We start from the raw sequence: 23490 nt of genomic DNA, 5'->3' as shown, positions 1-23490 counted from the left end.
CCGCCGCGTTCGTCCCGAACCCGCTATCGCCGAGGACTTTCGATGAAGATCGCGCTGGACCCCTACATGATTCGCCACCTGCCGCTCGACCGCCTGCCGCACGCGGTGGCCGAGCTCGGCTACGACCAGATCGAGCTGTCGCCGCGCAGCGACTTTCTCGACTGGTGGGTGATGCCGCGCGCGACGCGCGAGCGGATGGCCGCTTTCCGGCAGGCGATGCGCGCGAGCGGCGTCGGCCTCGCGTCGCTGCAGCCGATGTACCGCTGGGCGAGCCCGTTCGAGGACGAGCGGTTATGGGCCGTGCGCTGCTGGAAGAAGGCGATCGAGGTGGCGGTCGAGATGGAGTGCGCGCTGATGGTGTCGGAGTTCGGGCGCGGCGCGTCGCCCGAGCGCTCGGTCGGCGAACGGCCGGGCGCGAACCCGAAGGAGCTGTGCGAAGCCGCGTGGTTCCGTTCGATGGACGAGCTGCTGCCGATCCTCGAGCGCGAACGCATCGTGCTGTCGGTCGAGCCGCATCCGGAGGACTGGATCGAGCAGCTGCAGCCGGCGATCGACATCGTCACGAACATCGGCTCGCCGTCGCTGAAGCTGTCGTACATCGCGCCGCACACGTTCTACTACGGCGACGACATGGCCGCGATGATCGCGCAGGCCGCGCCGATCCTCGCGCACGTGCGCGTGGCCGACACCTTCGACCACCGCAAGAGCAGCCAGCTGCGCTACATCGTGAACCCGCCCGGTTCGAACCAGATCCGCGTGCACCAGCATCTCGACATCGGGCAGGGCGAGATCGACTGGGACGTGTTCTTTCGCGCGCTCGGCGCGGCAGGCTTCGACGGCGTGATGTCGTCGTGCGTGTTCGCGTGGGAGGACCGTGCGGAAGCGTCGTCGCGCTACATGCGCGACACGATCCGGCGCTACGTCGATCGTTTTTTCGATCGCACCGCGCGTTGACCTGTTGCTGGCCGGTGCGGCGGGTGTCGCACCGCAAATGAACGACTGGAGACTGTTAGATGACCTTGCAAATCGGCGTGATCGGCTGCGGCGCGATCGGCCAGGACCACATCCGCAGACTGACCCGCACGCTGTCCGGCGCGCGTGTCGTGGCCGTCAACGACATCGATCCGCAGCAGGCGCGCGACGCGGTGACGAAGTACGGGCTCGATGCCGAGATCTACGCCGACGGCCACGAGGTGGTCGCGGCCGCCGACGTGCAGGCCGTGCTCGTCACGTCGTGGGGGCCGACGCACGAAGCGTTCGTGCTCGACGCGATCGCGCACGGCAAGCCCGTGTTCTGCGAGAAGCCGCTCGCCGTCACGGCGGAAGGCTGCATGCGGATCGTCGAAGCGGAAGTCGCGCACGGCAAGCGGCTCGTGCAGGTCGGCTTCATGCGTCCGTACGACGAAGGCTATCGCGCGCTCAAGCGCGTGATCGACAGCGGCGAGATCGGCGCGCCCTTGATGCTGCATTGCGCGCACCGCAACCAGTCGGTCGGCGAGCGCTACACGACCGACATGGCGATCACCGACACGCTGATTCACGAACTCGACGTGCTGCGCTGGCTGCTCGGCGAGGACTACGTGAGCACGCAGGTCGTCTATCCGAAGAAGACGCGCCATGCATCGTCGCATCTCGCCGATCCGCAGATTGTGTTGCTGGAAACCGCGAGCGGCGTGCGCATCGACGTCGAGATCTTCGTGAACTGCCAGTACGGCTACGACATCCAGTGCGAGGTGGTCGGCGAGCAGGGCATCGCGAAGCTGCCCGATCCGCCGGCGGTGGGGCGCAAGCATGCGGCGCGGCAGTCGGTCGAGATCATGACCGACTGGAAGGAGCGCTTCATCGCATCGTACGACGTCGAGCTGCAGGCGTTCATCGACGGCGTGCGCGCGCACGCGCTCACTGGGCCGTCGGCCTGGGACGGCTACGCGGCGGCGGTCGCGGCCGACGCATGCGTGCGTGCGCAAAAGAGCGGGGCGGTCGAATCGATCGCGATGGCCGAACGCCCTGTGTTCTATCGCGGCTGAACCGCAGCCGCCTACCTGCCGGACTGACCGACATGACGATGAAGATGGGTTGCGCACCGTGTTGCTGGGGTGTCGACGACGTGAAGAACCCGCACCTGCCGCCGTGGCGGCAGGTGCTCGCCGAGGCCGCGCAGGCCGGCTACTCGGGCATCGAGCTCGGGCCGTACGGCTACATCCCGCTCGAACTCGACGTGGTGAGCGCCGAGCTCGAACGGCAGCGCCTGAGCATCACCGCCGGTACGATCTTCGACGATCTCGTGGCGCCGGAGAACCTGCCGAACCTGTTGCGCCAGACGCGCGAGATCTGCGCGCTGATCACGCGGCTGCCGAAACTGCCGACGCAGGACGGCCAGCGCTACGCGGCGCCGTACCTGGTCGTGATCGACTGGGGGCATGAAGAACGCGACTACGCGGCCGGCCACGCCGATCGCGCGCCGCGGCTGTCCGGCGCACGCTGGGCCGGCATGGTCGAGCACATCCGGCAGATCGCGACGATCGCGCGCGACGAATTCGGCGTGCGCACGGTGATCCATCCGCATGCGGGCGGCTACATCGAATTCGCGGACGAGATCGACCGGATCGTCGCCGACATTCCGGCCGACACGGCCGGCCTCTGTCTGGATACCGGCCACCTGCATTACTCGGGCATGGACCCGGAAACCTGGCTGCGCCGCCATGCGGCGCGCCTCGACTATGTGCACTTCAAGGATATCGACGCGGCCGTGTACGACGCGGTGATGGGCGAGCACATCGCGTTCTTCGCCGCGTGCGCGCGCGGCGTGATGTGCCCGATCGGCACCGGCGTGCTCGACTACCGGGCGATCCGCCGCGCGCTCGACGACATCGGTTACGCCGGGTACATCACGATCGAACAGGAGCGCGACCCGCGCAATGCCGGCACGAGCCTGCGCGACGTCGCCGCGAGCCGCGCGTTTCTCGCGTCGGCCGGCTTCGCATGATCCACCGCGCGTTGCACCCCTGAACACCCTGAACACGAACCAGGAACATCACCATCATGATTGACGGACAGATTCTGCTTGGACATTCGATTCGCTGGGGCATGGTCGGCGGCGGGCTCGGCAGCCAGATCGGCTACAGCCACCGGTCGGCCGCGTTGCGCGACGGCAGCTTCCAGCTGGTCGCCGGCGCGTTCGACATCGATCCCGAACGCGGCCGCCAGTTCGGCGTGAAGCTCGGCGTCGCCGCCGAGCGCTGCTATCCCGACTACGCGACGATGTTCGACGCCGAGGCGCGCCGCCCGGACGGCATCCGCGCGGTGTCGATCGCGACACCGAACAACACGCACTTCGAGATCTGCCGCGCCGCGCTGAACGCGGGGCTGCACGTGGTCTGCGAGAAGCCGCTGTGCTTCACGACCGAGGAGGCCGAGGCGCTGCAGCGGCTGTCGGTCGAGAAGAACCGGATCGTCGGCGTCGCGTACGGCTATTCCGGACACCAGATGATCGAACAGGCGCGCGAGATGATCGCGCGCGGCGATCTCGGCGAGATCCGTATCGTGCAGATGCAGTTCGCACACGGGTTCCACAGCGAGGGCGTCGAGGCCGCGAGCGCGGCCGCGCGCTGGCGCGTCGACCCGAAGTTCGCGGGCCCGAGCTACGTGCTCGGCGACATCGGCACGCATCCGCTGTACATCTCCGAAGTGATGGCGCCCGAGCTGAAGATCCGGCGGCTGATGTGCTCGCGGCAGAGCTTCGTGAAGAGCCGCGCGCCGCTCGAGGACAACGCGTTCACGATCATGGAGTACGACACGGGCGCGGTCGGTTACGTGTGGTCGAGCGCGGTGAACGCGGGCTCGATGCACGGCCAGAAGGTGAGGGTGATCGGCGCGAAGGCGAGCGTCGAATGGTGGGACGAGCATCCGAACCAGTTGCGCTACGAAGTGCAGGGGCAGCCCGCCCAGGTGCTCGATCGCGGGATGGGTTATCTGCATCCGCACGCATTGCGCGAAGATCGCATCGGTGCCGGGCATCCGGAGGGGCTGTTCGAGGCCTGGTCGAATCTCTATGCGCGCTTCGCGCTTGCGATGGATGCGGCCGATCGCGGCGACGCCGCGGCGTTGAAGAACATTCGTTTTCCGGATGTCCATGCGGGCGTGGAAGGCGTGCGCTGGGTGGAGAACTGCGTGCGCTCCGCCGATGCGGGCGGGGTGTGGGTCGACTATCGCTGAACCGGCGGCGCGGGCAGGCTGCGGGGCGGGCGGCTGCCTGCCGCATGTCTCCGCTTCTGTCGCTTTCGCCGTTTCTCGCTGTTTCTCGCTGTTTCTCGCCGCTTCGCCCCGATGGCCGGCTTGGTAGACGCCCTAATCTTTACGCCGCTGCGCGAGCGTTGGACAATCGCTTCCAGTATCGCCGTGGAGCGTAGGCAAGTGATGATCGAGCGCGTGGGAGCGAGCACGTGGCGCGGGCCGCGCCGCAAACGTGATTAAATTCGCCCTTCATGCATGTGTTCAGGTGAGCCCCGGGCCGCGTCCGTCAGTGTCGTGCGCGCATCGGGGCCGTCAACTTCGCGCTATCCGATGAGTTCATCCGAGAAACCTCCCGCCACCGTCGAGCAGTTCCTGCAGCACCTGACGCAGGAATACGACGGCCTCAGCAATCGCCTGAAGGTGATTGCGCGCCACGTGGAAACGCATCGGGACCAGCTTGGCCTGGAAGGCATCCAGTCGCTCGCGGAGGCGTGCGGCGTCCAGCCGTCGGCCGTGGTGCGCTTCGCGAAGCATTTCGGCTTTTCCGGCTTCTCCGAGATGCAGCGGCTGTTCCGCGAAGGGCTCGCGCAGCAGATCGCGCCGGGGCGCGCGTACAACCTGCGGCTGCGCGACGTGATCGAGTCGGGCTCGTCGAGCCTGCAGCCCGAACAGATCGCCGACGAATTCATCAAGGGCAGCATTGCCGGCATGCAGCAGCTGCGGCAGACGCTCGATTCGCAGGCGCTCGCGCAGGCCGTCGACCTGCTCGCCGAAACCCAGGCGATCTGGATCGCGGGCTCGCGGCGCGCGTTTCCGATCGCCGTGTACCTCGACTACGCGCTGCAGCACACCGACAAGCGCATCGGGCTGTTCAGCGCGCTGGGCAGCATGCATCTCGGGCAGATCCGGTCGGTGCGCGAGGGCGACGTGATGATCGTCATCTCGTTCATGCCGTATGCGGAGGAAACCGTGCAGGTCGCACAGCAGGCCGTGCAGCGCGGCGCGCGGCTGATCGCGATCACCGACAGCCGGATGAGCCCGCTTGCACGGGAGGCCGAGGTGACGCTGATGGTGCAGGACAGCGAGACGTTCGGCTTCCGCGCGCTGACGGCCACGATGGGTCTCGCGCAGAGCCTGTTCGTCGCGCTCGCGTATCGGCTCGAACTGTCGTACCTGCCGACCGCCGACGGCGCGCACGGCACGAAGGCCGGCTGACGTCGCCTGCCGGCGTACCGGCCGCGAGAGCGGCCGGCAACCGGCGGCCAGCGACCGGCGGCCGGCGTGCCTTCAGGCAATTACTTCGCGGTCGGCATCGCGAATTCGGCACCCTTGCCGATGCTCGACGACCAGCGCTGCATCACCGACTTCTGGCGCGTGTAGAAGCGCACACCTTCCTCGCCGTAGGCGTGCATGTCGCCGAACAGGCTCTTCTTCCAGCCGCCGAAGCCATGCCACGCCATCGGCACCGGAATCGGCACGTTGATGCCGACCATCCCGACCTGGATGCGCCGCGCGAATTCGCGCGCGATGCCGCCGTCGCTCGTGAAGCACGACACGCCGTTGCCGAACTCGTGCGCGTTGATCAGGTCGACCGCCTCGCCGAAGTCCTTCACGCGCACGCAGCCGAGCACGGGCCCGAAGATTTCTTCCTTGTAGATGCGCATGTCGGGGGTCACGTGGTCGAACAGCGTGCCGCCGGTGAAGAAGCCTGCCTCGCGGCCCGACACGCGCAGCCCGCGGCCGTCGACCACCAGTTGCGCGCCTTCGTTCACGCCTTGCTCGATATAGCCTTCGATGCGCTTGAGTGCATCGCCGGTGACGATCGGGCCCATCTCGACTTCCGGTGACATCCCGTCGCCGATCACGAGCTTGCGGGCGCGCTCGGCCACCAGCGGCACGATCTTGTCCGCGACGTCGCCGACCAGCACCGCGACGCTGATCGCCATGCAGCGTTCGCCGGCCGAGCCGTACGCGGCGCCGATCAGCGCGTCGACGGCCTGCTCGAGGTTTGCATCGGGCATCACGACCAGATGGTTCTTCGCGCCGCCGAGTGCCTGCACGCGCTTGCCCGACTGCACCGCGCGTTGCTGCACGTAGGCCGCGATCGGGGTCGAGCCGACGAAGCTGACGGCCTGCACGTCCGGGTGGTCGAGCAGCGCGTCGACCGCCCCCTTGTCGCCCTGGACGACGTTGAACACGCCGGCCGGCAACCCGGCCTGCGTGAGCAGGTCGGCGATGAACAAGGCCGCCGACGGGTCGCGCTCGCTCGGCTTCAGCACGAACGTGTTGCCCGTCGCGATCGCGACCGGGAACATCCAGCACGGCACCATGCACGGGAAGTTGAACGGCGTGATGCCCGCGACGACGCCGAGCGGCTGGCGCATCGTCCAGTTGTCGATGCCGGTGCTGACCTGGTCGGTGAAGTCGCCTTTCAGGAGCTGCGGCACCCCGCACGCGAATTCGATGATGTCGATGCCGCGTGCGACTTCGCCCTGCGCGTCGGAGAACACCTTGCCGTGCTCGGCCGTGATGATCGCCGCGAGCGCGTCGCGGTGCTCGTTCATCAGTTGCAGGAAGCGGTGCAGGACGCGCGCGCGGCGGATCGGCGGCGTCGCGGCCCACTCGGGGAACGCGGCATGGGCCGACGCGACGGCCTGCTGCACTTCGCTGTCGTCGGCGAGCGCGACGCGGCGCACCGCGCGGCCGAGCGCGGGATTGAGCACGTCCTGGAAGCGGCCGCTGCGGCCGGAGACGGGCGCGCCGTCGACATAGTGGCCGACGTCGGCGTCGGAGGTGTACGCGGGAACCGGATTCATCGTGTCTCCTGAGGGATCGGGTAGGGTGGACGGCACCCAGTCTAGGCAAACGCGCCGGGCGGGAGAAGGCCGTGCAGCTTGATTCACTGTTCAGAATTCTGAATAATCGGCGGATGAATCAGCAAAATGTCCAGGCGCTCTGGCCGCATATCCATTCGCTGACGGTGCTGGCCGCGGCCGGCAGTTTCACGGCCGCCGCGCAGCGGCTCGGCATCAGCAAGGCCGCGATGAGCCAGCGCATCGCCGATCTCGAAAAAGCGGCCGGCGTGCCGCTCGTGCGGCGCACGACGCGCAGCGTGCGGCTCACCGACGCGGGCCAGACGCTCGTCGACAGCACGCGCGACGCGTTCGAGTCGATCGGGCAGCACTTCGCGCGCGTGAAGGACCTGGCCGGGGAGCCGCGCGGCCTGCTGCGCGTGACGGTGCCGGTCGCGCTCGGGCGCCAGCAGGTCGTGCCGCACCTGCCCGATTTCCTGCGGCGGCACCCGGGCGTGCATATCGAGCTCGACCTGTCGGACCGGCTGCATTCGCTGACGCAGGAGGGTTTCGACCTCGCGATCCGCCATACGACCACCGCGCCGCAGACCCACGTCGCGTGGAAGCTGTGCGACACGCGTTCGCTGCTCGTCGCGAGCCGCGACTACCTCGACGCGCGCGGCGCGCCGAGGCACCCGAGCGAACTCGTCGAGCACAGCTGCCTGTGCTACCTGCGCGAGCACGAGCCGGCCGCGTGGAGCTTCGAGCCGGACGGCCGGCGGCGCCAGCGCGTGAGCGTGCCGGTGCGCGGCAGTTTCGCGGCGAACAACAGCGAGGCGATGCGCGAAGCCGCGCTCGGCGGGCTCGGCATCGCGCTGCTGCCGGACTTCAGCGCACAGCGCGATCTCGACGCCGGCCGGCTCGTCGCGCTGCTCGACGGCTGGCGGCCGTCGGGCGCGTTCGGTGACCACATCTTCGCGATCCGCCCGTACAGCCCGGTCGTGCCGAGCGCGGTGCGCGCGCTCGTGCGGCACCTGCGGGAACGGCTCGCGGGCGGTTTCTCCGGCGCGTGAACCCGGTGCCCGCGGGTGCCGGGCCTTGGCCTGCCCGGGCAGGCGCGGCGGCGCTGCGGTAAAATCGCGGCTTCTTCCCGCGCCGCGTGTGGCGCGACATTCGAAGGTCGACAGCCGATGCAGATTCACAAGGAAGTAGACGCGCGCGGGCTCAATTGCCCGTTGCCGATCCTGCGTGCCAAGAAAGCGCTCGCCGATATGGAAAGCGGGCAAATCCTCAAGGTGCTCGCGACCGATCCGGGTTCGCAGCGCGATTTCGCCGCGTTCGCCAAGCAGACGGGCAACGAGATCGTCGAATCGACGACGCAGGACAAGACCTTCGTGTTCCTGATGCGCCGCCGCTGAAGGTCGGCGTCATGCTGCCGGCCGCGCCTGGCGCCAGGCCGCGCGTTTCTGACAATTCTTAAACCTCGCTTCGTGACCGGCTGCGTATACTGACCCGGCCGGTCGTCCGCTCCCAGCGGATGCGCCGGCCACGGTACGTCTTACGGCGGGCACGGGGGCCATGCCTGACGCTACCGTCGTACAACGGGGAGAGGACATGTCCTTCAGACCAGGGACCATTCGAAGTCCGTCCGGAGCGGAACGCAGCGTATCGGGACTGAGCCGTATCGAGCTTGATCCGCAGCAGGATCGTCACGCGCGTGCGGCGCTGGAGGCTTACGCGGATTCGGCCGCGGCCGAGATGCCGTGGCTGGCCGAGTGGCTCGACGAACGGCTGCGCGACGCCGCGCTGGACGACGGCTCGGGCCTGACCTACTGCGGTGCGACGATCGAGCGCGTGTTCGATCTGGCGCAGGCGTGGGCGGCGAGCCAGCCGGACTACGCGGCCGCCGCGTGGGAGCGCGTGCGCGGCCAGCTGCAGCGGATGCTTGTACAACCGGCGCATGCGGAACCGCTGTCGCAGCACGTGCCGGCCGACGATGTTGTCGAGCCGGTGGCCGGCATCGCGGGCGCCGACTAGACGCCCGATTGCGCGACAGGAAGCATTATTCGAAGAAAAGACGGTAGTCCGCGCAATTTATTGGCGAATTTCATACTACTATGATGAAATCGCCGGTTCGTCCGTGCCCCGTTTTTGAGATATTTAGCCGGGGTCGCCGGTTTGCGCAGGTGGCGCGAGCGGCGAACGACGGCTCGCCGGCCGGTATCCGGAAGCCGCGCATGTGCTGCGCGGCCGGGGTGGGGGCGGGGAGCTGAACTGGACGAATCGATTTCGATTTGCGGGGTGCTATGAGAATTGCTGTACTGGATGACGATCCGGCCCAGACGGATTTCGTCAGTCAAACGCTGACGGCCGTCGGCCATACGTGCTATGCGTTCAAGGAAGGCAAGGCCCTGAAGAAGCGCCTGCAGCGCGAGACGTTCGATCTGCTGGTGCTCGACTGGAACGTGCCCGACATGTCCGGCGAGGAAGTGCTGAAGTGGGTGCGTGCGAATCAGACCGAGCACAGCCTGCCGATCATCTTCATGACGAGCCGTGACGACGAGGCGGGGATCACGCAGATCCTCAACGCCGGCGCCGACGATTACGTGGTCAAGCCCGTGTCGGGCCCGATCCTGCGTGCGCGCATCGGCTCGTTGCTGCGCCGCGCGTATCCGGTCAACGCCGAGGCAACCGTTCGCGAGTTCGATCAATTCCGCTTCGACGTGAACCTGAAGCAGGCCTACGTCGGGGACAAGGCCGTGAGCCTCACGCAGAAGGAATTCGAGCTCGCGCTGCTGCTGTTCCAGCACCTCGACCGGCCGCTGTCGCGCGCGCACATTCTCGATCTCGTGTGGAAGCAGGCGACCGACATCCCGTCGCGCACGATGGATACGCACATCTCGATGCTGCGCACCAAGCTCGGCCTGCGGCCCGAAAACGGCTATCGCCTCGCGCCGATCTACGGCTACGGCTACCGGCTCGAGCGGGTCGGCCAGGGAGAACCGGAGTGACCACGGGAATCACGCAGCACACGGCGAACCTGCGGACGGCGGCGCTGCGTGTGTCCTGCGCGGTCGCGTTTGCGTTCGCTGCGCAGCATGCGGCCGCGCAGCCGCCTGCCGCGGCGGGCAAGATGGTCGTCTACCGCACGCAGGCGGGCGACACGCTGTACGACGTCGCCGCGCGCTACCTGCAGGGCGCGGACGACTGGCAGCTGCTTCAGCAGATCAACGGCGTACCCGCGCCGAAGCACCTGCAGCCCGGCATCGCGCTGAAGCTGCCGGTGGCGCGTCTGCGCAAGGAAAAACTGACCGCGCGCGTCGTTGCGGTACAGGGGGCGGCCGAACGCGCGTCCGGCGACGCTTACGCGCCGCTCGCGAACGATGCGACGCTTGCCGAGGGCGATCGCGTGCGCACGGGCCCGAACGGCTTCGTGACGCTCGAGCTCGCCGACGGCACGCACATGAGCCTGCCGCCCGACAGCCAGCTCGACCTGAAGGCGCTGCGCCGCACGGTGCTGACCGGCACGCTCGATCGCGAGTTCGAACTCACGCGCGGCTCGGTCGACAGCGAGGTCACCCATCTGAAGAAACGCGACGACCGCTTCCAGATCCGTTCGCCGTCGGTCGTGGCCGGCGTGCGCGGTACGCACTTTCGCGTGAATTACGACGCAGCCGGTAGCGCGTCGACGCGCGTCGAAGTGCTCGACGGCACCGTCGGCGTCGCGGGCGATCGGCAGCCGGCCGGCCCGACGCTCGTGCATGCGAATTTCGGCAGCGTCGCGACGTCGTCCGGCGCGGTCGGCGCGCCCGTCGAGCTGCTGCCCGCGCCGGCGCTCGCGCATCCCGACAAGGTGCAGGACGAGCCCGACGTCACATTCGACGTCGCGCCGCTCGCCGACGCGCGTGGCTACCGCTTGCAGCTCGCGCACGACGCCGGGCTGCTCGACCTGTTCCGCGAAACGCGCACCGATTCTCCGCGGGCGGTCTTTCACGACGTGCCGAACGGGAACTACTTCGTGCGGGTCGCCGCGATCGACGCGAACGGCCTCGAGGGCCGGCCGCGCACGTATGCGTTCGAGCGCCGCGTGATGGGGCTCGACGCGAGCGCGTCGCCCGGCGCCGACGGCTACGAGTTCCGCTGGTCGCCGAACGGTTCGGGCAAGGATGCGCGCTACCGGTTCGTGCTGTCGCGCTCGAAGGACCTGAGCGCACCGGTCGTCGACCAGGTCGGCCTGCATGCGCGCCAGATCACCGTTGCGCACCTGCCGCCGGGCGACTATTTCTGGGCGGTGACCGTCGAGGAATTCGAAGGCGGCAAGTTCTACGAGAAGACCAGTCCGGTCAGCGCGTTCACGCTGTCGCGCTGATCCGCGGCGCATGAAACCCGACTCCGTTTCCCCGCGGCGGCGCCTCGGCCGCCGCTTCCTGATCGAATGGATCGCGATCGGCTGCCTCGGGATCGCGGTGATCCTCGCGTGCGCGCTCGGCCGCCTGTCGACGAGCGTCGACGGCCTGATCTACGACCGGCTGCTGATGCTGCGCAGCCTGCCGCTGTCGCCCGACGTGGTGGTCGTCGACATCGACAACCAGAGCGTGTCCGCGCTCGGCCGCTGGCCGTGGTCGCGCAACGTGCATGCGCGGCTGCTCGATACGCTCGCGCGCGCGCAGCCGGCTGCCGTCGTCTACGACGTGCTGTTTACCGAACCGTCCGCGGAGGATCGCGCGTTCGCGGACGCGATGAGCCACGTGCCGACCTTCCTGCCCGTGCTGCTGAGCCCCGAACAGGCGGACGGCACGCGCGCGGTCGATCCGCCGGTGGCCGCACTCGCGGCGCGCGCGGTCGGCCTCGGCCACATCAACCTCGAAGTCGACCGCGACGGTATCGTACGCAGCGTCGCGCTGTTCGAAAGCGACGGCCGCGTGCGCTGGCCGCAACTGATGGTGCCCGTGTATCGCGCGATCCAGGGCGGCCGGCTGCATCCGGTCGGCGGCGTGCCCGGTGCGCATGCGCACGACCTGTCGCGCGACGCGGCGGGCGAGGGCCGCTACCTGATCCCGTTCAGCCGCAACACGCCCGCGTATCCGACGCTGTCGTTCGACGACGTGCTCGAAGGGCGCGTGAAGCCCGACGCGCTGCGCGGCAAGATCGTCGTCGTCGGCGTGACGGCGTCGGGGCTGTACGACCGCTTCGCGACGCCCGTGTCCGGCGAGTTCGGGCCGCTCGCCGGTGTGTACATCCATGCCAACGTGCTCGATATGCTGGCGACCGGCAGCGCGATCTCGCCCGCGTCGCGCGCCGGGCTGTTCGCCGCGTCGCTGCTGCCGCTCGCCGTGCTGCTGGGCGGCTTCCTGATGCTGTCGCCGTGGCGCGCGCTGCTGCTCACGCTGAGCCTTGCCGGGCTCGCCGTCGTCGCGAGCATGGCGCTGCTATTCGAGGCGCGCATCTGGCTGTCGCCGGCGCCCGCGATCTTCGGGCTGGTCGCCGTCTACCCGATCTGGAACTGGCGGCGCCTGGAAATGACGATGTCGTACCTGCGCCGCGAGCTGCAGCGGCTCGCCGACGAGCCGCATCTGTTGCCCGAGGCGCCGCGCACGCGCAGCGTCGGCGGCGACGTGCTCGAGCGGCAGATGGCGCTGATGGCGCAAGCCGCGCAGCGCGTGCAGGACATGAAGCGCTTCGTGTGGGACAGCCTCGACAGCATGCCCGAGCCGATCTTCGTGACCGACCTGGCCGGCACCGTGCTGATTGCGAACCATGCGGCCAAGCGCTACGGGTCGCGGCTCGCGCTGCCGCTGCCGGAAGGGCGGCCGCTGCGCACCGCGCTCGGCGAGCTGACGTTCATGAAGACCGTCGACGGCAACGCGGAACACGACGCGGCGATTCGCGAGCGCTGGCCGGCCGTGCTCGACCCGACGCTCGAGGACGAGCATGACGCGATGGCACGCGGCATCGAGGTGCGCGATCGCGACGGGCTCGACCATCTGTTACGCTACGCCGCTTGCACGAACGCGCAGGGCCGCGTGACGGGCTGGATCGCCGGCCTCGTCGACGTGACCGAACTGCATGCGGCCGAGCGGCATCGCGAGGAAGCGCTGCACCTGCTGTCGCACGACATGCGCTCGCCGCAGTCGTCGATCCTCGCGCTCGTCGAGATCGAGCGCGACCGCGTCGAGACCGACGCGATGCGCGGGCTGCTCGCGCGGATCGAGCGCTATGCGCACCGCGCGCTGTCGCTCGCCGACGAGTTCGTGCAGTTGGCGCGCGCGGAGTCGCAGGCGTACCAGCTCGAGGCGACGAGCCTCGTCGACGTGCTGATCGACGCGAGCGACGAGGTATGGCCGCAGGCGCAGGCGAAGCACATCCGCATCGACACCGACGTCGGCACCGACATGTGCTGGGTGCGCGCGGACCGCTCGCTGATCACGCGCGCGTTCGTGAACCTGCTGAACAACGCAGTCAAATACAGTCCGTCCGACACCGTGATCACGTGTACGCTGGCGGTCGAGCATGCGTCGAGACGGATGTTCTGTACGATTCGCGATCAGGGGTACGGCATTGCGCCGGAAGATCAGCGGCATCTGTTCGAGCGTTTCAAGCGATTCCATGCCGGCGAGCGGCCCGAAATCTCGGGTTCCGGGCTCGGCATGGCATTCGTGAAGACGGTCGTCACGCGCCATGGGGGCAGCGTGTCGGTCGACAGCGAGGTGGGTGTCGGCACCGCGGTGACGGTGTCGCTGCCCGCGATCGACGAGCCGTCCGCCTGATAGGGCCGGGCACGACGGCAGGTATTTGGGGAAAGCCATGAGAAAGGAATGGGCAGCGGCCGCGCTGGCGGCGTCGCTGTTGACGGGTTGCGCCGGCGTGACGAGCGGCGTGAGTGCGGTCGGGCAGCCGAACGCGTTCGCATCCGATGCACACGGCTACGATTTCGTGCGGACGGCCGCGCAGGCCAACGATGCCGAATACCGGCAGATCGAGACGCTCGTGCGCGACGAACTCGCGCACCGCGGCTTCGATGCGAAACCGCTCAAGGACGCGCGCTACCGGCTGTCGGTCGCCTACGCGACGCAGCCGACGGCGGTCGCGGCCGTCGCCGACCAGTGCGGTGCGGCGAGCAGCGCGTGCGTGACCGTCGACGGGCCGTCGCCGCTCGCGCTGCCGTTCGCCGGGAAGGTATACCGCCACGTGCTGACGCTGCGGTTCGTCGACGCGAAGTCGGGGGCCGACGTCTATCGCGTGACGGCGTCGCTGCGCGATCGCGAGCCGGGCACGCAGCAGGCCGCGCCGGCGCTCGTGAAGAGCGCGCTCGCGAAGATGCCGTTCGACGCGGGCAACGGCTGGCTCGTCAAGACGAAAAAAGACGACGCGGGCGGGATGCCGGGCGTCGTCTCGGTGAAGCCGGCCGAAGCGCGCTGAGCGCCGGCCGGTGAGGTGAGGGCGGGCTCGCCGGAGTGAGCCCTCGTGCCCTTGCCGCGTTCAGTCGGCCGGGTGTGCGCTGGCGCGCGCGCGCAGGTACGCGTCGAATTCCGCGCCGACTTCCGCGTGGCGCAGCGCGAATTCGACCGTTGCCTTCAGGTAGCCGAGCTTGCTGCCGCAGTCGTAGCGCGTGCCCTGGTACTTGTAGGCCAGCACCTGTTCATCGGCGAGCAGCGCCTGGATCGCGTCGGTGAGCTGCAGTTCGCCGCCCGCGCCGGGCTTCAGCGCGCGCAGGTGCTCGAAGATCCTCGGCTTCAGGATGTAGCGGCCGACCACACCGAGGTTCGACGGCGCGACTTCCGGCGCCGGCTTTTCGATGATCGCCGACATCTTGACGATCGACTCCTCCCACTCCTTGCCGTCGACGATCCCGTACGACTTCGTCTCCGACGGCGGGATCTCTTCGACGCCGATCACCGAGCTGTGATAGTGGTCGAACACGTCGACCATCTGCTTCATCACGGGCGGGTTGCCGTCGAGCAGGTCGTCGGCGAGGATCACCGCGAACGGGTTGTCGGCCACGAGCTTTTCCGCGCACAGCACCGCATGGCCGAGGCCGAGCGCTTCCGGCTGGCGCACGTAGAAGCAGTCGACATGGCTCGGCTTGATGCTGCGCACGAGTTCGAGCAGCTTCTCCTTGCCGCGCGCCTCGAGTTCGGCCTCGATTTCGTACGACTTGTCGAAGTGGTCCTCGATCGCGCGCTTGCTGCGCCCGGTGACGAAGATCATCTCGGTAATGCCGGCGGCGATCGCTTCCTCGACCGCGTACTGGATCAGCGGCTTGTCGACGACCGGCAGCATTTCCTTCGGGCTTGCCTTCGTTGCCGGGAGGAAGCGCGTGCCGAGGCCGGCAACAGGGAATACCGCCTTGGTGACTTTCAACATGATCGAACCTTTATTTCTGTAATCGACTTGTCAGACGGTTTATGTTCACGTCCGCATTATAGTGAACGCAAACAACCTTACCCTTTGTTACGCAGGCAACCGATCGAGCTGCGCGCGCAGTTTTTCGAGCGTGCTCTGGAATTCCGCGACGCGCTTCTGCTCCTGTTCGACCACCGCCGGCGGCGCTTTCGCGACGAAAGCCTCGTTGCCGAGCTTCGCATTGCATTTCGCGATTTCGCCCGTCAGGCGCGCGATTTCCTTCGACAGGCGCTCGCGTTCGGCCGCGACGTCGATTTCCACCTTCAGCACCAGCTTGTTCGGCCCGACGATCGCGATCGGCGCGCCGTGCGCTTCCTTGTCGAGCGCCGCTTCGTCCGCGAGGATCTGCACTTCCGACAGGCGCGCGAGGGCCTGGACGTACGGCGCGAACGAGCGCAGGCGCTCGGCATCGCCGGCGGCAAGCAGCGGCACCTTGGTTGCCGGCGACAGGTTCATCTCGCCGCGCAGGTTGCGGCACGCGTCGACGATCGCCTTCAGGTCGGCCGCCCACTGTTCGGACACCTCGTCGATCTTCTGCAGGTTCGCGACCGGGTACGCCTGCACCATCAGCGACGCTTCTCCGTCGGCCTTGCCTTGCGGATAGCGGCCGGCGAGCGGCGCGACCTTCTGCCAGAGCGCTTCGGTAATGAACGGGATGATCGGGTGCGCGAGGCGCAGCACCGTTTCGAGCACACGCAGCAGCGTGCGGCGCGTTGCGCGCTGCTGTTCCGGCGTGCCGTTCTGGATCTGCACCTTCGCGAGTTCGAGATACCAGTCGCAGTACTCGTCCCACACGAACTTGTAGATGCTGCTTGCGATGTTGTCGAAGCGGTAATCGGCGAAGCCCTTCGCGATGTCGGCCTCGGTGCGCTGCAGCAGCGACACGATCCAGCGGTCGGCCGCCGAGAAGTCGAGGTAGCCGCCCGGGCCGCAATCGCCCGCGCCGCAGACTTCCGGCTTGTCGCTGCCGCAGTCGTGGTCTTCGCAGTTCATCAGCACGAAGCGCGTCGCGTTCCACAGCTTGTTGCAGAAGTTGCGATAGCCCTCGCAGCGCGCGAGGTCGAAGTTCACGTTGCGGCCGAGCGTTGCCATCGACGCCATCGTGAAGCGCAGCGCATCGGTGCCGAACGCGGCGATGCCGTCCGGGAATTCCTTGCGCGTCTTCTTCTCGATCGTCGCGGCCTGTTTCGGGTTCATCAGGCCCGTCGTGCGCTTCGCGACCAGCGTGTCGAGATCGATGCCGTCGACGATGTCGATCGGGTCGAGCGTGTTGCCCTTGCTCTTCGACATCTTCTGGCCTTCCGCGTCGCGCACGAGGCCGTGCACGTAGACGGTGTGGAACGGCACCTGGCCCGTGAAGTGCGTGGTCATCATCACCATCCGGGCGACCCAGAAGAAGATGATGTCGAAGCCCGTGACGAGCACCGACGACGGCAGGAAGTGCTTCAGTTCAGGCGTTTCGTTCGGCCAGCCGAGCGACGAGAACGGCACGAGCGCCGACGAGAACCACGTGTCGAGCACGTCCTCGTCGCGCTTCAGCGCGCCCGCGTAACCCTTCGCGGCAGCCTGCGCGCGCGCTTCTTCCTCGTTGCGCGCGACGAACACCTCGCCGTTCTCGCCGTACCACGCGGGAATCTGGTGGCCCCACCACAGCTGGCGCGAGATGCACCAGTCCTGGATGTTCTCGAGCCACTGGTAATAGGTGGTCGTCCAGTTTTCCGGCACGAACTTGATCTGGCCGTTGCGCACGACGTCGAGCGACGTTTCCGTGATCGACTTGCCGGGATTGAACGTGCCTTCCGGCGCCGGCTTCGTCATCGCGACGAACCACTGGTCGGTCAGCATCGGCTCGATGACGACGCCCGTGCGGTCGCCGCGCGGCACCATCAGCTTGTGCGGCTTCACGGAATCGAGGAAGCCCTGCGCGTCGAGGTCGGCGACGATCGCCTTGCGCGCGTCGAAGCGGTCGAGGCCGCGATACTGCTCGGGGCCGTTGTCGTTGATCTTCGCGTCGAGCGTCAGGATCTCGATCGGCGCGAGCTTATGGCGCAGGCCGACCTGGTAGTCGTTGAAGTCGTGCGCGGGCGTGACCTTCACGACGCCCGTGCCGAACTCGCGGTCGACGTAGTCGTCGGCGATCACCGGGATCTCGCGGCCCGTCAGCGGCAGCGTGACGAGCTTGCCGATCAGGTGCGCGTAGCGCTCGTCTTCCGGATGGACCATCAGCGCGACGTCGCCGAGCATCGTTTCCGGGCGCGTCGTGGCAACGGTCAGCGAGCCCGAGCCGTCGACGAGCGGGTAGCGGATGTGCCACAGGTGGCCGTTTTCCTCTTCGCTCACGACTTCGAGATCCGACACGGCGGTCAACAGCACCGGATCCCAGTTGACGAGGCGCTTGCCGCGGTAGATCAGGCCCTGTTCATAAAGCGTGACGAACACGTCGCGCACGGCGGCCGACATCTTGTCGTCCATCGTGAAGTATTCGCGCGACCAGTCGGTGGACGCGCCGATGCGGCGCACCTGGCCGGTGATCGTCGAACCGGATTTTTCCTTCCATTCCCACACGCGCTCCACGAACTTCTCGCGGCCGAGGTCGTGGCGCGACACGCCCTGCGCGTCGAGCTGGCGCTCGACGACGATCTGGGTCGCGATCCCCGCGTGGTCGGTGCCGGGCACCCACAGCGTGTTCTCGCCGAGCATCCGGTGGTAGCGGGCGAGGCCGTCCATGATCGTCTGGTTGAACGCGTGGCCCATGTGCAGCGTGCCCGTCACGTTCGGCGGCGGCAACTGGATCGAGAAATCGGGGCGGGCCGGATCGAATGCCGGGGCCGCGTAACCGCGCTTTTCCCACTCCGGCCCCCAATGGGACTCGATGGTGTGGGGCTCGAAACTCTTCGCAAGCGTGTTGTCGCTCATGTTGGAAATCTGCCGAAAAATGCGTGAATTGGATGCCGAATCCGACAATTATAAATGGATGCACATCGACCAGCCATCGCCTTGCCGGCGCGAGCCCGTCGCGACGCGGCCGCCACGTGCCGGCAACGTACGCGCGACGGGCGGTCGAACGGATCGGGAACGGCATCGTCCGGCCGCCTTATAATGTCGGGTCCGCATTTTTCTCGCCCGTTCGCTGCCGCTCCATGCCCGACCTGCTCGCCAATCTGAACCCCGAACAACTCGCCGCCGTCACGTTGCCGAACGAACCGGCGCTGATCCTCGCAGGGGCGGGCAGCGGCAAGACCCGCGTGCTGATCACGCGCATCGCGTGGCTGATCCAGCAGGGCTACGCATCGCCGCCCACCGTGCTCGCCGTGACCTTCACGAACAAGGCCGCGCGCGAGATGATGGCGCGCCTGTCGGCGATGATGCCGATCGACACGCGCGGGATGTGGATCGGCACGTTCCACGGCCTGTGCAACCGGATGCTGCGCACGCACTGGCGCGACGCCGGCCTGCCGCAGACCTTCCAGATCCTCGACACGGCCGACCAGCTGTCCGCGATCAAGCGGCTGATGAAGGCGGCGAACGTCGACGACGAGAAGTACCCGCCGAAGAACGTCCAGTACTTCATCAACAATGCGAAGGAGCAGGGGCTGCGTCCCGACAAGGTCGACGCGACCGACAACTTCAACCGCAAGTTCGTCGAGCTGTACCAGGCATACGACCAGCAGTGCCAGCGCGAGGGCGTCGTCGATTTCCCCGAGCTGCTGCTGCGCTGCTATGAATTGCTCGCGTACAACGCGCCGCTGCGCGCGCACTACCAGGCGCGCTTCCGGCACATCCTCGTCGACGAGTTCCAGGACACCAACAAGCTGCAGTACGCGTGGCTCAAGATGCTCGCGGGCGGCCAGAACGCGATCTTCGCGGTCGGCGACGACGATCAGTCGATCTACGCGTTCCGCGGCGCGAACGTCGGCAACATGCGCGACTTCGAAGACGAATTCCGGGTGCGCAACCTGATCAAGCTCGAGCAGAACTACCGGTCGCACGGCAATATCCTCGACGCGGCGAACCAGCTGATCTCGAACAACGCGCACCGCCTCGGCAAGAACCTGCGCACCGACGCGGGCCACGGCGAACCCGTGCGCGTGTACGAGGCGAGCACCGATTCGCAGGAAGCCGGCTGGATCGTCGAGGAGATCCGTTCGCTGATCAACACCGGGATGGCGCGCAGCGAAGTGGCCGTCCTGTATCGCAGCAACGCGCAGTCGCGCTCGATCGAGCACACGCTGATGTCGTCGGGCATCCCGTACCGCGTGTACGGCGGCCTGCGCTTCTTCGAACGCCAGGAAGTGAAGCACGCGCTCGCGTACCTGCGCCTGATCGACAACCCGAACGACGACACCGCGTTCGTGCGCGTCGTGAACTTCCCGACCCGCGGAATCGGCGCGCGCTCGATCGAGCAGCTCGCCGACGCCGCGCGCCTGTACGGCTGCTCGATGGCCGCCGCGATTCCGTACGTGACGGGCAAGGCCGGCACGAGCCTCGGCGGGTTCGCGAACCTGGTCGCGAAGATGCGCGCCGACACGCAGCAGATGAACCTGCCCGACACCGTCGAGCACATCGTGCGCGCCAGCGGTCTCGCTGATTTCTACCAGGGCGAGCGCGAAGGCCAGGACCGTCTCGAGAACTTGCAGGAACTCGTGAACGCGGCCACCGCGTTCATCGCCGAGGAGGGCTACGGGCTCGACACGCCGGCCCGTTCGATTCCGCTGCGCGCAGGCGCGATCGCGGCCCCGGAGCTCGGCTCCGCGGCGGACGATCAGGCGGTCGACGTGCTCGACCCGGTATCGCCTGCCGACCCGGCACAGAACCCCGACACGATGACGCCGCTCGCCGGTTTCCTGTCGCATGCGTCGCTGGAGGCCGGCGACAACCAGGCGCAGGCCGGCCAGGACGCCGTGCAGCTGATGACGGTGCACGCGGCGAAGGGGCTCGAATTCTCGGCCGTGTTCATCACGGGCCTCGAGGAAGGGCTGTTCCCGCACGAGAACAGCGTGCTCGAATCGGACGGCCTCGAGGAAGAGCGCCGGCTGATGTACGTCGCGATCACGCGCGCGAAGGAGCGGCTCTACCTGTCGTTCGCGCAGAGCCGGATGCTGCATGGCCAGACGCGTTACAACGTGCGCTCGCGCTTCTTCGACGAGCTGCCCGAACACGTGCTCAAGTGGCTGACGCCGAAGGTCGAGGCCGGTTCGCGCTGGGGTGGCCGGTCGGACAACGCCGGGTACGGGCGCGACTGGTTCGCGCGGCCGGGCGGCGGCAGTCGCGAGCAGATCGTCGATGCGGCCGTGTCCGCGCCGCTGCCGGCGTTCGCGAACAAGCAGCGGGCCGCCGATACCGGTTTCCGCGTCGGCCAGCAGGTGTTCCATACCAAGTTCGGAGAAGGCACGGTCACCGCGCTCGAAGGCAACGGCACCGATGCGAAGGCACAGGTGAAGTTCAAGCGGCACGGCGAGAAGTGGCTCGCGCTCGCGGTTGCGAAACTGCAGGCGGTGGAATGACGGGCATCGACATGGTGGGCACGGCTTCGATTCGACCGCTCGGCATCCTGGCCGCGCTGCCCGAGGAACTCGGCGACCTGATCGCCGCGATGCGCGCCGACGGCGCGATGAAGACGGTCACGCTCGGCCGCCGCGATTATCACGTCGGTACCGTGCACGGCGCGGCCTGTGTGGTGACGCTCGCGCGGGTCGGCAAGGTCGCGGCCGCCGCGACGGTCAGCGCGCTGATCCACGTGTTCGGCGTGTCGGGCATCGTGTTCACCGGCGTCGCGGGCGGTGTGTCGCGCACGGTGCGCGTCGGCGATGTCGTCGTGGCCGATACGCTGCTGCAGCACGATCTCGACGCGTCGCCGCTGTTTCCGCGCTACGAGGTGCCTTTGCTCGGCATCACGCGTTTCGCGACCGACGCCGCACTGACCGCGCGCCTGCGGGCCGCGTGCACGCAATTCGTCGCGGAAGAGGGTGCGCAGTTCGCCGCACGCTTCAGCCTGGCCGGCGCGACGCTGCACGCGGGGCTCGTCATCAGCGGCGACCGCTTCGTGTCGAGCGAGCGCGAGGTCGTCGCGCTGCGCGACGCGCTGCCGGATGCGCTCGCGGTCGAAATGGAAGGGGCCGCGATCGCGCAGGTGTGCGCGGAGCACGACGTGCCGTTCGCGCTCGTGCGCACGATCTCCGATACGGCCGACGATCACGCGACGCAGTCGTTCTCGCACTTCCTGTCGGCGATCGCGAGCAGCTATTCGTCCGGCATCCTCAAGCGTTTCCTGACGCTGCATGCGACGACGGCGGCCTGAAGCCGCCGTCGATCCCGTCGATCGGAGCATCACGGCCGCGGCGCCGGCAGGCGCGCCGCGGCCGTTTTTTCACGCCTTCTTGCGCCGGCTGCTTTCGAGGTTCGGCAGGAACACCGTCAGCACGCCGATCAGCGGCAGGAACGAGCACACCTTGTAGACGAACGTGATGCTCGTCGCGTCGGCGAGCTGGCCGAGCACGGCCGCGCCGACACCGCCGAGGCCGAACGCGAAGCCGAAGAACAGGCCCGCGACCATCCCGACCTTGCCGGGCATCAGTTCCGTCGCGTAGACCAGGATCGCGGCGAACGCCGACGCGAGCACGATGCCGATGATCACGGTCAGCACGCTGGTCCAGAACAGGTTCGCGTACGGCAGCAGCAGCGTGAACGGCGCGACGCCGAGGATCGATACCCAGATCACGTACTTGCGGCCGATCCGGTCGCCCACCGGCCCGCCGATCAGCGTGCCCGCCGCCACGGCCGCGAGGAACACGAACAGGTGGATCTGCGCGGCCTGCACCGACAGGTGGAACTTGTCGATCAGGTAGAACGTGAAATAGCTGTTGATGCTCGCCAGGTAGAAATACTTCGAGAACACGAGCAGCACCAGCACGCCGATCGCGCCCATCACGCGGCCGCGCGACAGCGTCGGGTGGCCGGCCGCCGCGGCCTTCTTCTTCATCGACGGATGCTTCTTGTACCAGTGGCCGATCTGCGTGAGCACGATCATCGCGACGAGCGCGGCTGCCGAGAACCACGCGATGCTGTGCTGGCCGTGCGGAATGATCACGAGCGCGGCGAGCAGCGGCCCGAGCGCGGAGCCCGCGTTGCCGCCGACCTGGAACACCGACTGCGCAAGCCCGTGCTGGCCGCCCGACGCCATCCGCGCGACGCGCGACGATTCGGGATGGAACACCGACGAGCCGCAGCCGACGAGCGCCGCGGCCACCAGCAGCATCGGGAAATTCGGCGCGACCGACATCAGCAGCAGCCCGGCGAGCGTGAAACCCATGCCGACCGGCAGCGAATACGGTTTCGGACGCTTGTCGGTATAGAGGCCGACGAGCGGCTGCAGCAGCGACGCGGTGATCTGGTAGGTGAGCGTGATCAGGCCGATCTGCGCGAACGACAGCGCGAACTGGCTCTTGAGCATCGGGTAGATCGCGAGGATCAACGACTGGATCATGTCGTTGAGCATGTGCGAGAAGCTGATCGCGCCGAGCACCGGGTAGACGGTGCGGGCGACGGGTGGCGCGGAAGGCTGGGTGGCGGCTGCGCCGGCGGAGCCGGTGTCGAGGCTGGTTTCCATGTGAGAGCTGAACGAGTTGAGGTGGCGGGCGCGCTCTGCTGGGGATCGGCGCGTCTTGAATCGTTGCTGCGTCAAAGAAGTGTAATGTGGCGTATCAGGAATGTCCGGACAAGTTTTATCGTGAATCGGACATTCATCCGACGGATCGATCGATGCCCGCTTTTTTGGCCGGGTATAACGCTGGCGGCACGCTCGCCCGCAAGCGGGGCGGGCGCCCGGGGCCGGTGCGTGGTTTACCGGACTCAAGAAACGGCGGTGGCGGCCGTAGAACGACCCAATGACAACAGGCGCGCCGCGCCCGGCACCGGCTATCCGCCGTGCGGGCGCAGGACGCGCGGCATGGCCAGCCATCGCGGGTACGCCGGGACCGACCTTTCCGGCCGCGTGATCAATACGGGGATATATCGATGAAAGCAGCATCTTTGCGTCCACAGCCCGGTGCGGCCGCCGCCGCAC

The 23490-nt window shown here is 67.8% G+C and carries 18 protein-coding genes; 14 read left to right on the top strand and 4 right to left on the bottom strand.

The genetic code is table 11. From position 1 onward, the window contains the following. Positions 1-42: 42 nt before the first annotated feature. From DPV74_RS10400 to DPV74_RS10380, 5 genes are all read left to right on the top strand, one after another. Positions 43-954 (top strand): sugar phosphate isomerase/epimerase family protein, encoded by a 912-nt coding sequence (locus DPV74_RS10400; protein WP_049096986.1) that lies wholly within the window; start codon positions 43-45, stop codon positions 952-954. Positions 955-1013: 59 nt separating this feature from the next. Continuing rightward, a complete protein-coding gene (locus tag DPV74_RS10395; protein ID WP_119337101.1) occupies positions 1014-2027 on the top strand; it encodes a Gfo/Idh/MocA family protein in 1014 nt (337 codons plus the stop codon). Positions 2028-2059: 32 nt separating this feature from the next. Beyond that, on the top strand, positions 2060-2986 hold the full coding sequence (locus DPV74_RS10390) for a TIM barrel protein (protein ID WP_060082893.1): 927 nt from the start codon (positions 2060-2062) through the stop codon (positions 2984-2986). A gap of 56 nt (positions 2987-3042) precedes the next feature. Next, positions 3043-4215 carry a Gfo/Idh/MocA family protein gene (locus DPV74_RS10385; RefSeq protein WP_059652437.1) on the top strand — a complete coding sequence of 391 codons (1173 nt, stop codon included), beginning with the start codon at positions 3043-3045 and terminating at the stop codon, positions 4213-4215. Positions 4216-4563: 348 nt separating this feature from the next. Continuing rightward, positions 4564-5448: a MurR/RpiR family transcriptional regulator gene (locus DPV74_RS10380; RefSeq protein WP_021162369.1), complete on the top strand. Its 885-nt coding sequence runs from the start codon at positions 4564-4566 to the stop codon at positions 5446-5448. An 80-nt stretch (positions 5449-5528) separates the two neighbouring features. Here DPV74_RS10380 and DPV74_RS10375 read toward each other — a convergent pair whose 3' ends face one another. Then, positions 5529-7049, bottom strand: a complete 1521-nt coding sequence (locus tag DPV74_RS10375; RefSeq protein WP_119337100.1) for a CoA-acylating methylmalonate-semialdehyde dehydrogenase — start codon at positions 7047-7049, stop codon at positions 5529-5531. A 113-nt stretch (positions 7050-7162) separates the two neighbouring features. Between DPV74_RS10375 and DPV74_RS10370 the strand changes: the two genes are divergently transcribed. From DPV74_RS10370 to DPV74_RS10340, 7 genes are all read left to right on the top strand, one after another. Further along, complete coding sequence (locus DPV74_RS10370; RefSeq protein WP_027787735.1) at positions 7163-8098, top strand: LysR family transcriptional regulator; 936 nt, start codon at positions 7163-7165, stop codon at positions 8096-8098. 117 nt (positions 8099-8215) lie between these two features. Further along, positions 8216-8443: a sulfurtransferase TusA family protein gene (locus DPV74_RS10365; RefSeq protein ID WP_006402122.1), complete on the top strand. Its 228-nt coding sequence runs from the start codon at positions 8216-8218 to the stop codon at positions 8441-8443. A 196-nt stretch (positions 8444-8639) separates the two neighbouring features. Beyond that, positions 8640-9062, top strand: coding sequence for a hypothetical protein (locus tag DPV74_RS10360; RefSeq protein ID WP_027787733.1), 423 nt, complete (start codon positions 8640-8642; stop codon positions 9060-9062). A gap of 269 nt (positions 9063-9331) precedes the next feature. Beyond that, the gene (locus tag DPV74_RS10355) at positions 9332-10036 is read left to right on the top strand and encodes a response regulator transcription factor (RefSeq protein WP_006490421.1); all 705 of its coding nucleotides are present in this window, start codon (positions 9332-9334) and stop codon (positions 10034-10036) included. Beyond that, positions 10033-11394 (top strand): FecR domain-containing protein, encoded by a 1362-nt coding sequence (locus tag DPV74_RS10350; protein ID WP_119337099.1) that lies wholly within the window; start codon positions 10033-10035, stop codon positions 11392-11394. Before DPV74_RS10355 ends, DPV74_RS10350 begins: the two co-directional genes overlap by 4 nt. A gap of 10 nt (positions 11395-11404) precedes the next feature. Beyond that, complete coding sequence (locus DPV74_RS10345; RefSeq protein ID WP_060196781.1) at positions 11405-13792, top strand: CHASE2 domain-containing protein; 2388 nt, start codon at positions 11405-11407, stop codon at positions 13790-13792. 37 nt (positions 13793-13829) lie between these two features. Then, positions 13830-14444: a DUF4136 domain-containing protein gene (locus tag DPV74_RS10340; protein WP_027787730.1), complete on the top strand. Its 615-nt coding sequence runs from the start codon at positions 13830-13832 to the stop codon at positions 14442-14444. Between the two features lie 60 nt (positions 14445-14504). Here DPV74_RS10340 and galU read toward each other — a convergent pair whose 3' ends face one another. Beyond that, complete coding sequence (gene galU, locus DPV74_RS10335) at positions 14505-15389, bottom strand: UTP--glucose-1-phosphate uridylyltransferase GalU (RefSeq protein WP_027787729.1); 885 nt, start codon at positions 15387-15389, stop codon at positions 14505-14507. 87 nt (positions 15390-15476) lie between these two features. Further along, a complete protein-coding gene (locus tag DPV74_RS10330; RefSeq protein ID WP_119337098.1) occupies positions 15477-18344 on the bottom strand; it encodes a valine--tRNA ligase in 2868 nt (955 codons plus the stop codon). Positions 18345-18568: 224 nt separating this feature from the next. On the opposite strand from DPV74_RS10330, the gene DPV74_RS10325 reads away from it, so the two are divergent. Both DPV74_RS10325 and DPV74_RS10320 read left to right on the top strand, forming a co-directional pair. Then, entirely contained in the window at positions 18569-20932 is a 2364-nt protein-coding gene (locus tag DPV74_RS10325) for a UvrD-helicase domain-containing protein (RefSeq protein ID WP_060082897.1), read from the top strand. After that, on the top strand, positions 20929-21726 hold the full coding sequence (locus DPV74_RS10320) for a 5'-methylthioadenosine/adenosylhomocysteine nucleosidase (RefSeq protein ID WP_027787726.1): 798 nt from the start codon (positions 20929-20931) through the stop codon (positions 21724-21726). The genes DPV74_RS10325 and DPV74_RS10320 overlap by 4 nt, the downstream gene beginning before the upstream one ends. A 69-nt stretch (positions 21727-21795) precedes the next feature. Here DPV74_RS10320 and DPV74_RS10315 read toward each other — a convergent pair whose 3' ends face one another. Continuing rightward, positions 21796-23034: an MFS transporter gene (locus DPV74_RS10315; RefSeq protein ID WP_021162356.1), complete on the bottom strand. Its 1239-nt coding sequence runs from the start codon at positions 23032-23034 to the stop codon at positions 21796-21798. Positions 23035-23490: the final 456 nt, after the last annotated feature.

It is taken from the genome of Burkholderia sp. HAN2018 (assembly GCF_024704855.1).
GTDB classification, from domain to species: Bacteria; Pseudomonadota; Gammaproteobacteria; order Burkholderiales; family Burkholderiaceae; genus Burkholderia; species Burkholderia cepacia.
The sequence above is the reverse complement of the archived record's forward strand: the minus strand, read 5'-3'. Positions and strand labels throughout refer to the sequence as shown.

Bases quoted from the DNA above. Each gene is read 5' to 3' on its own strand.
- DPV74_RS10400 (WP_049096986.1), top strand. From the start codon at position 43: ATGAAGATCGCGCTGGACCCCTACATGATTCGCCACCTGCCGCTCGAC.
- DPV74_RS10395 (WP_119337101.1), top strand. From the start codon at position 1,014: ATGACCTTGCAAATCGGCGTGATCGGCTGCGGCGCGATCGGCCAGGAC.
- DPV74_RS10390 (WP_060082893.1), top strand. From the start codon at position 2,060: ATGACGATGAAGATGGGTTGCGCACCGTGTTGCTGGGGTGTCGACGAC.
- DPV74_RS10385 (WP_059652437.1), top strand. From the start codon at position 3,043: ATGATTGACGGACAGATTCTGCTTGGACATTCGATTCGCTGGGGCATG.
- DPV74_RS10380 (WP_021162369.1), top strand. From the start codon at position 4,564: ATGAGTTCATCCGAGAAACCTCCCGCCACCGTCGAGCAGTTCCTGCAG.
- DPV74_RS10375 (WP_119337100.1), bottom strand. From the start codon at position 7,049: ATGAATCCGGTTCCCGCGTACACCTCCGACGCCGACGTCGGCCACTAT.
- DPV74_RS10370 (WP_027787735.1), top strand. From the start codon at position 7,163: ATGAATCAGCAAAATGTCCAGGCGCTCTGGCCGCATATCCATTCGCTG.
- DPV74_RS10365 (WP_006402122.1), top strand. From the start codon at position 8,216: ATGCAGATTCACAAGGAAGTAGACGCGCGCGGGCTCAATTGCCCGTTG.
- DPV74_RS10360 (WP_027787733.1), top strand. From the start codon at position 8,640: ATGTCCTTCAGACCAGGGACCATTCGAAGTCCGTCCGGAGCGGAACGC.
- DPV74_RS10355 (WP_006490421.1), top strand. From the start codon at position 9,332: ATGAGAATTGCTGTACTGGATGACGATCCGGCCCAGACGGATTTCGTC.
- DPV74_RS10345 (WP_060196781.1), top strand. From the start codon at position 11,405: ATGAAACCCGACTCCGTTTCCCCGCGGCGGCGCCTCGGCCGCCGCTTC.
- DPV74_RS10340 (WP_027787730.1), top strand. From the start codon at position 13,830: ATGAGAAAGGAATGGGCAGCGGCCGCGCTGGCGGCGTCGCTGTTGACG.
- galU (WP_027787729.1), bottom strand. From the start codon at position 15,389: ATGTTGAAAGTCACCAAGGCGGTATTCCCTGTTGCCGGCCTCGGCACG.
- DPV74_RS10330 (WP_119337098.1), bottom strand. From the start codon at position 18,344: ATGAGCGACAACACGCTTGCGAAGAGTTTCGAGCCCCACACCATCGAG.
- DPV74_RS10325 (WP_060082897.1), top strand. From the start codon at position 18,569: ATGCCCGACCTGCTCGCCAATCTGAACCCCGAACAACTCGCCGCCGTC.
- DPV74_RS10320 (WP_027787726.1), top strand. From the start codon at position 20,929: ATGACGGGCATCGACATGGTGGGCACGGCTTCGATTCGACCGCTCGGC.
- DPV74_RS10315 (WP_021162356.1), bottom strand. From the start codon at position 23,034: ATGGAAACCAGCCTCGACACCGGCTCCGCCGGCGCAGCCGCCACCCAG.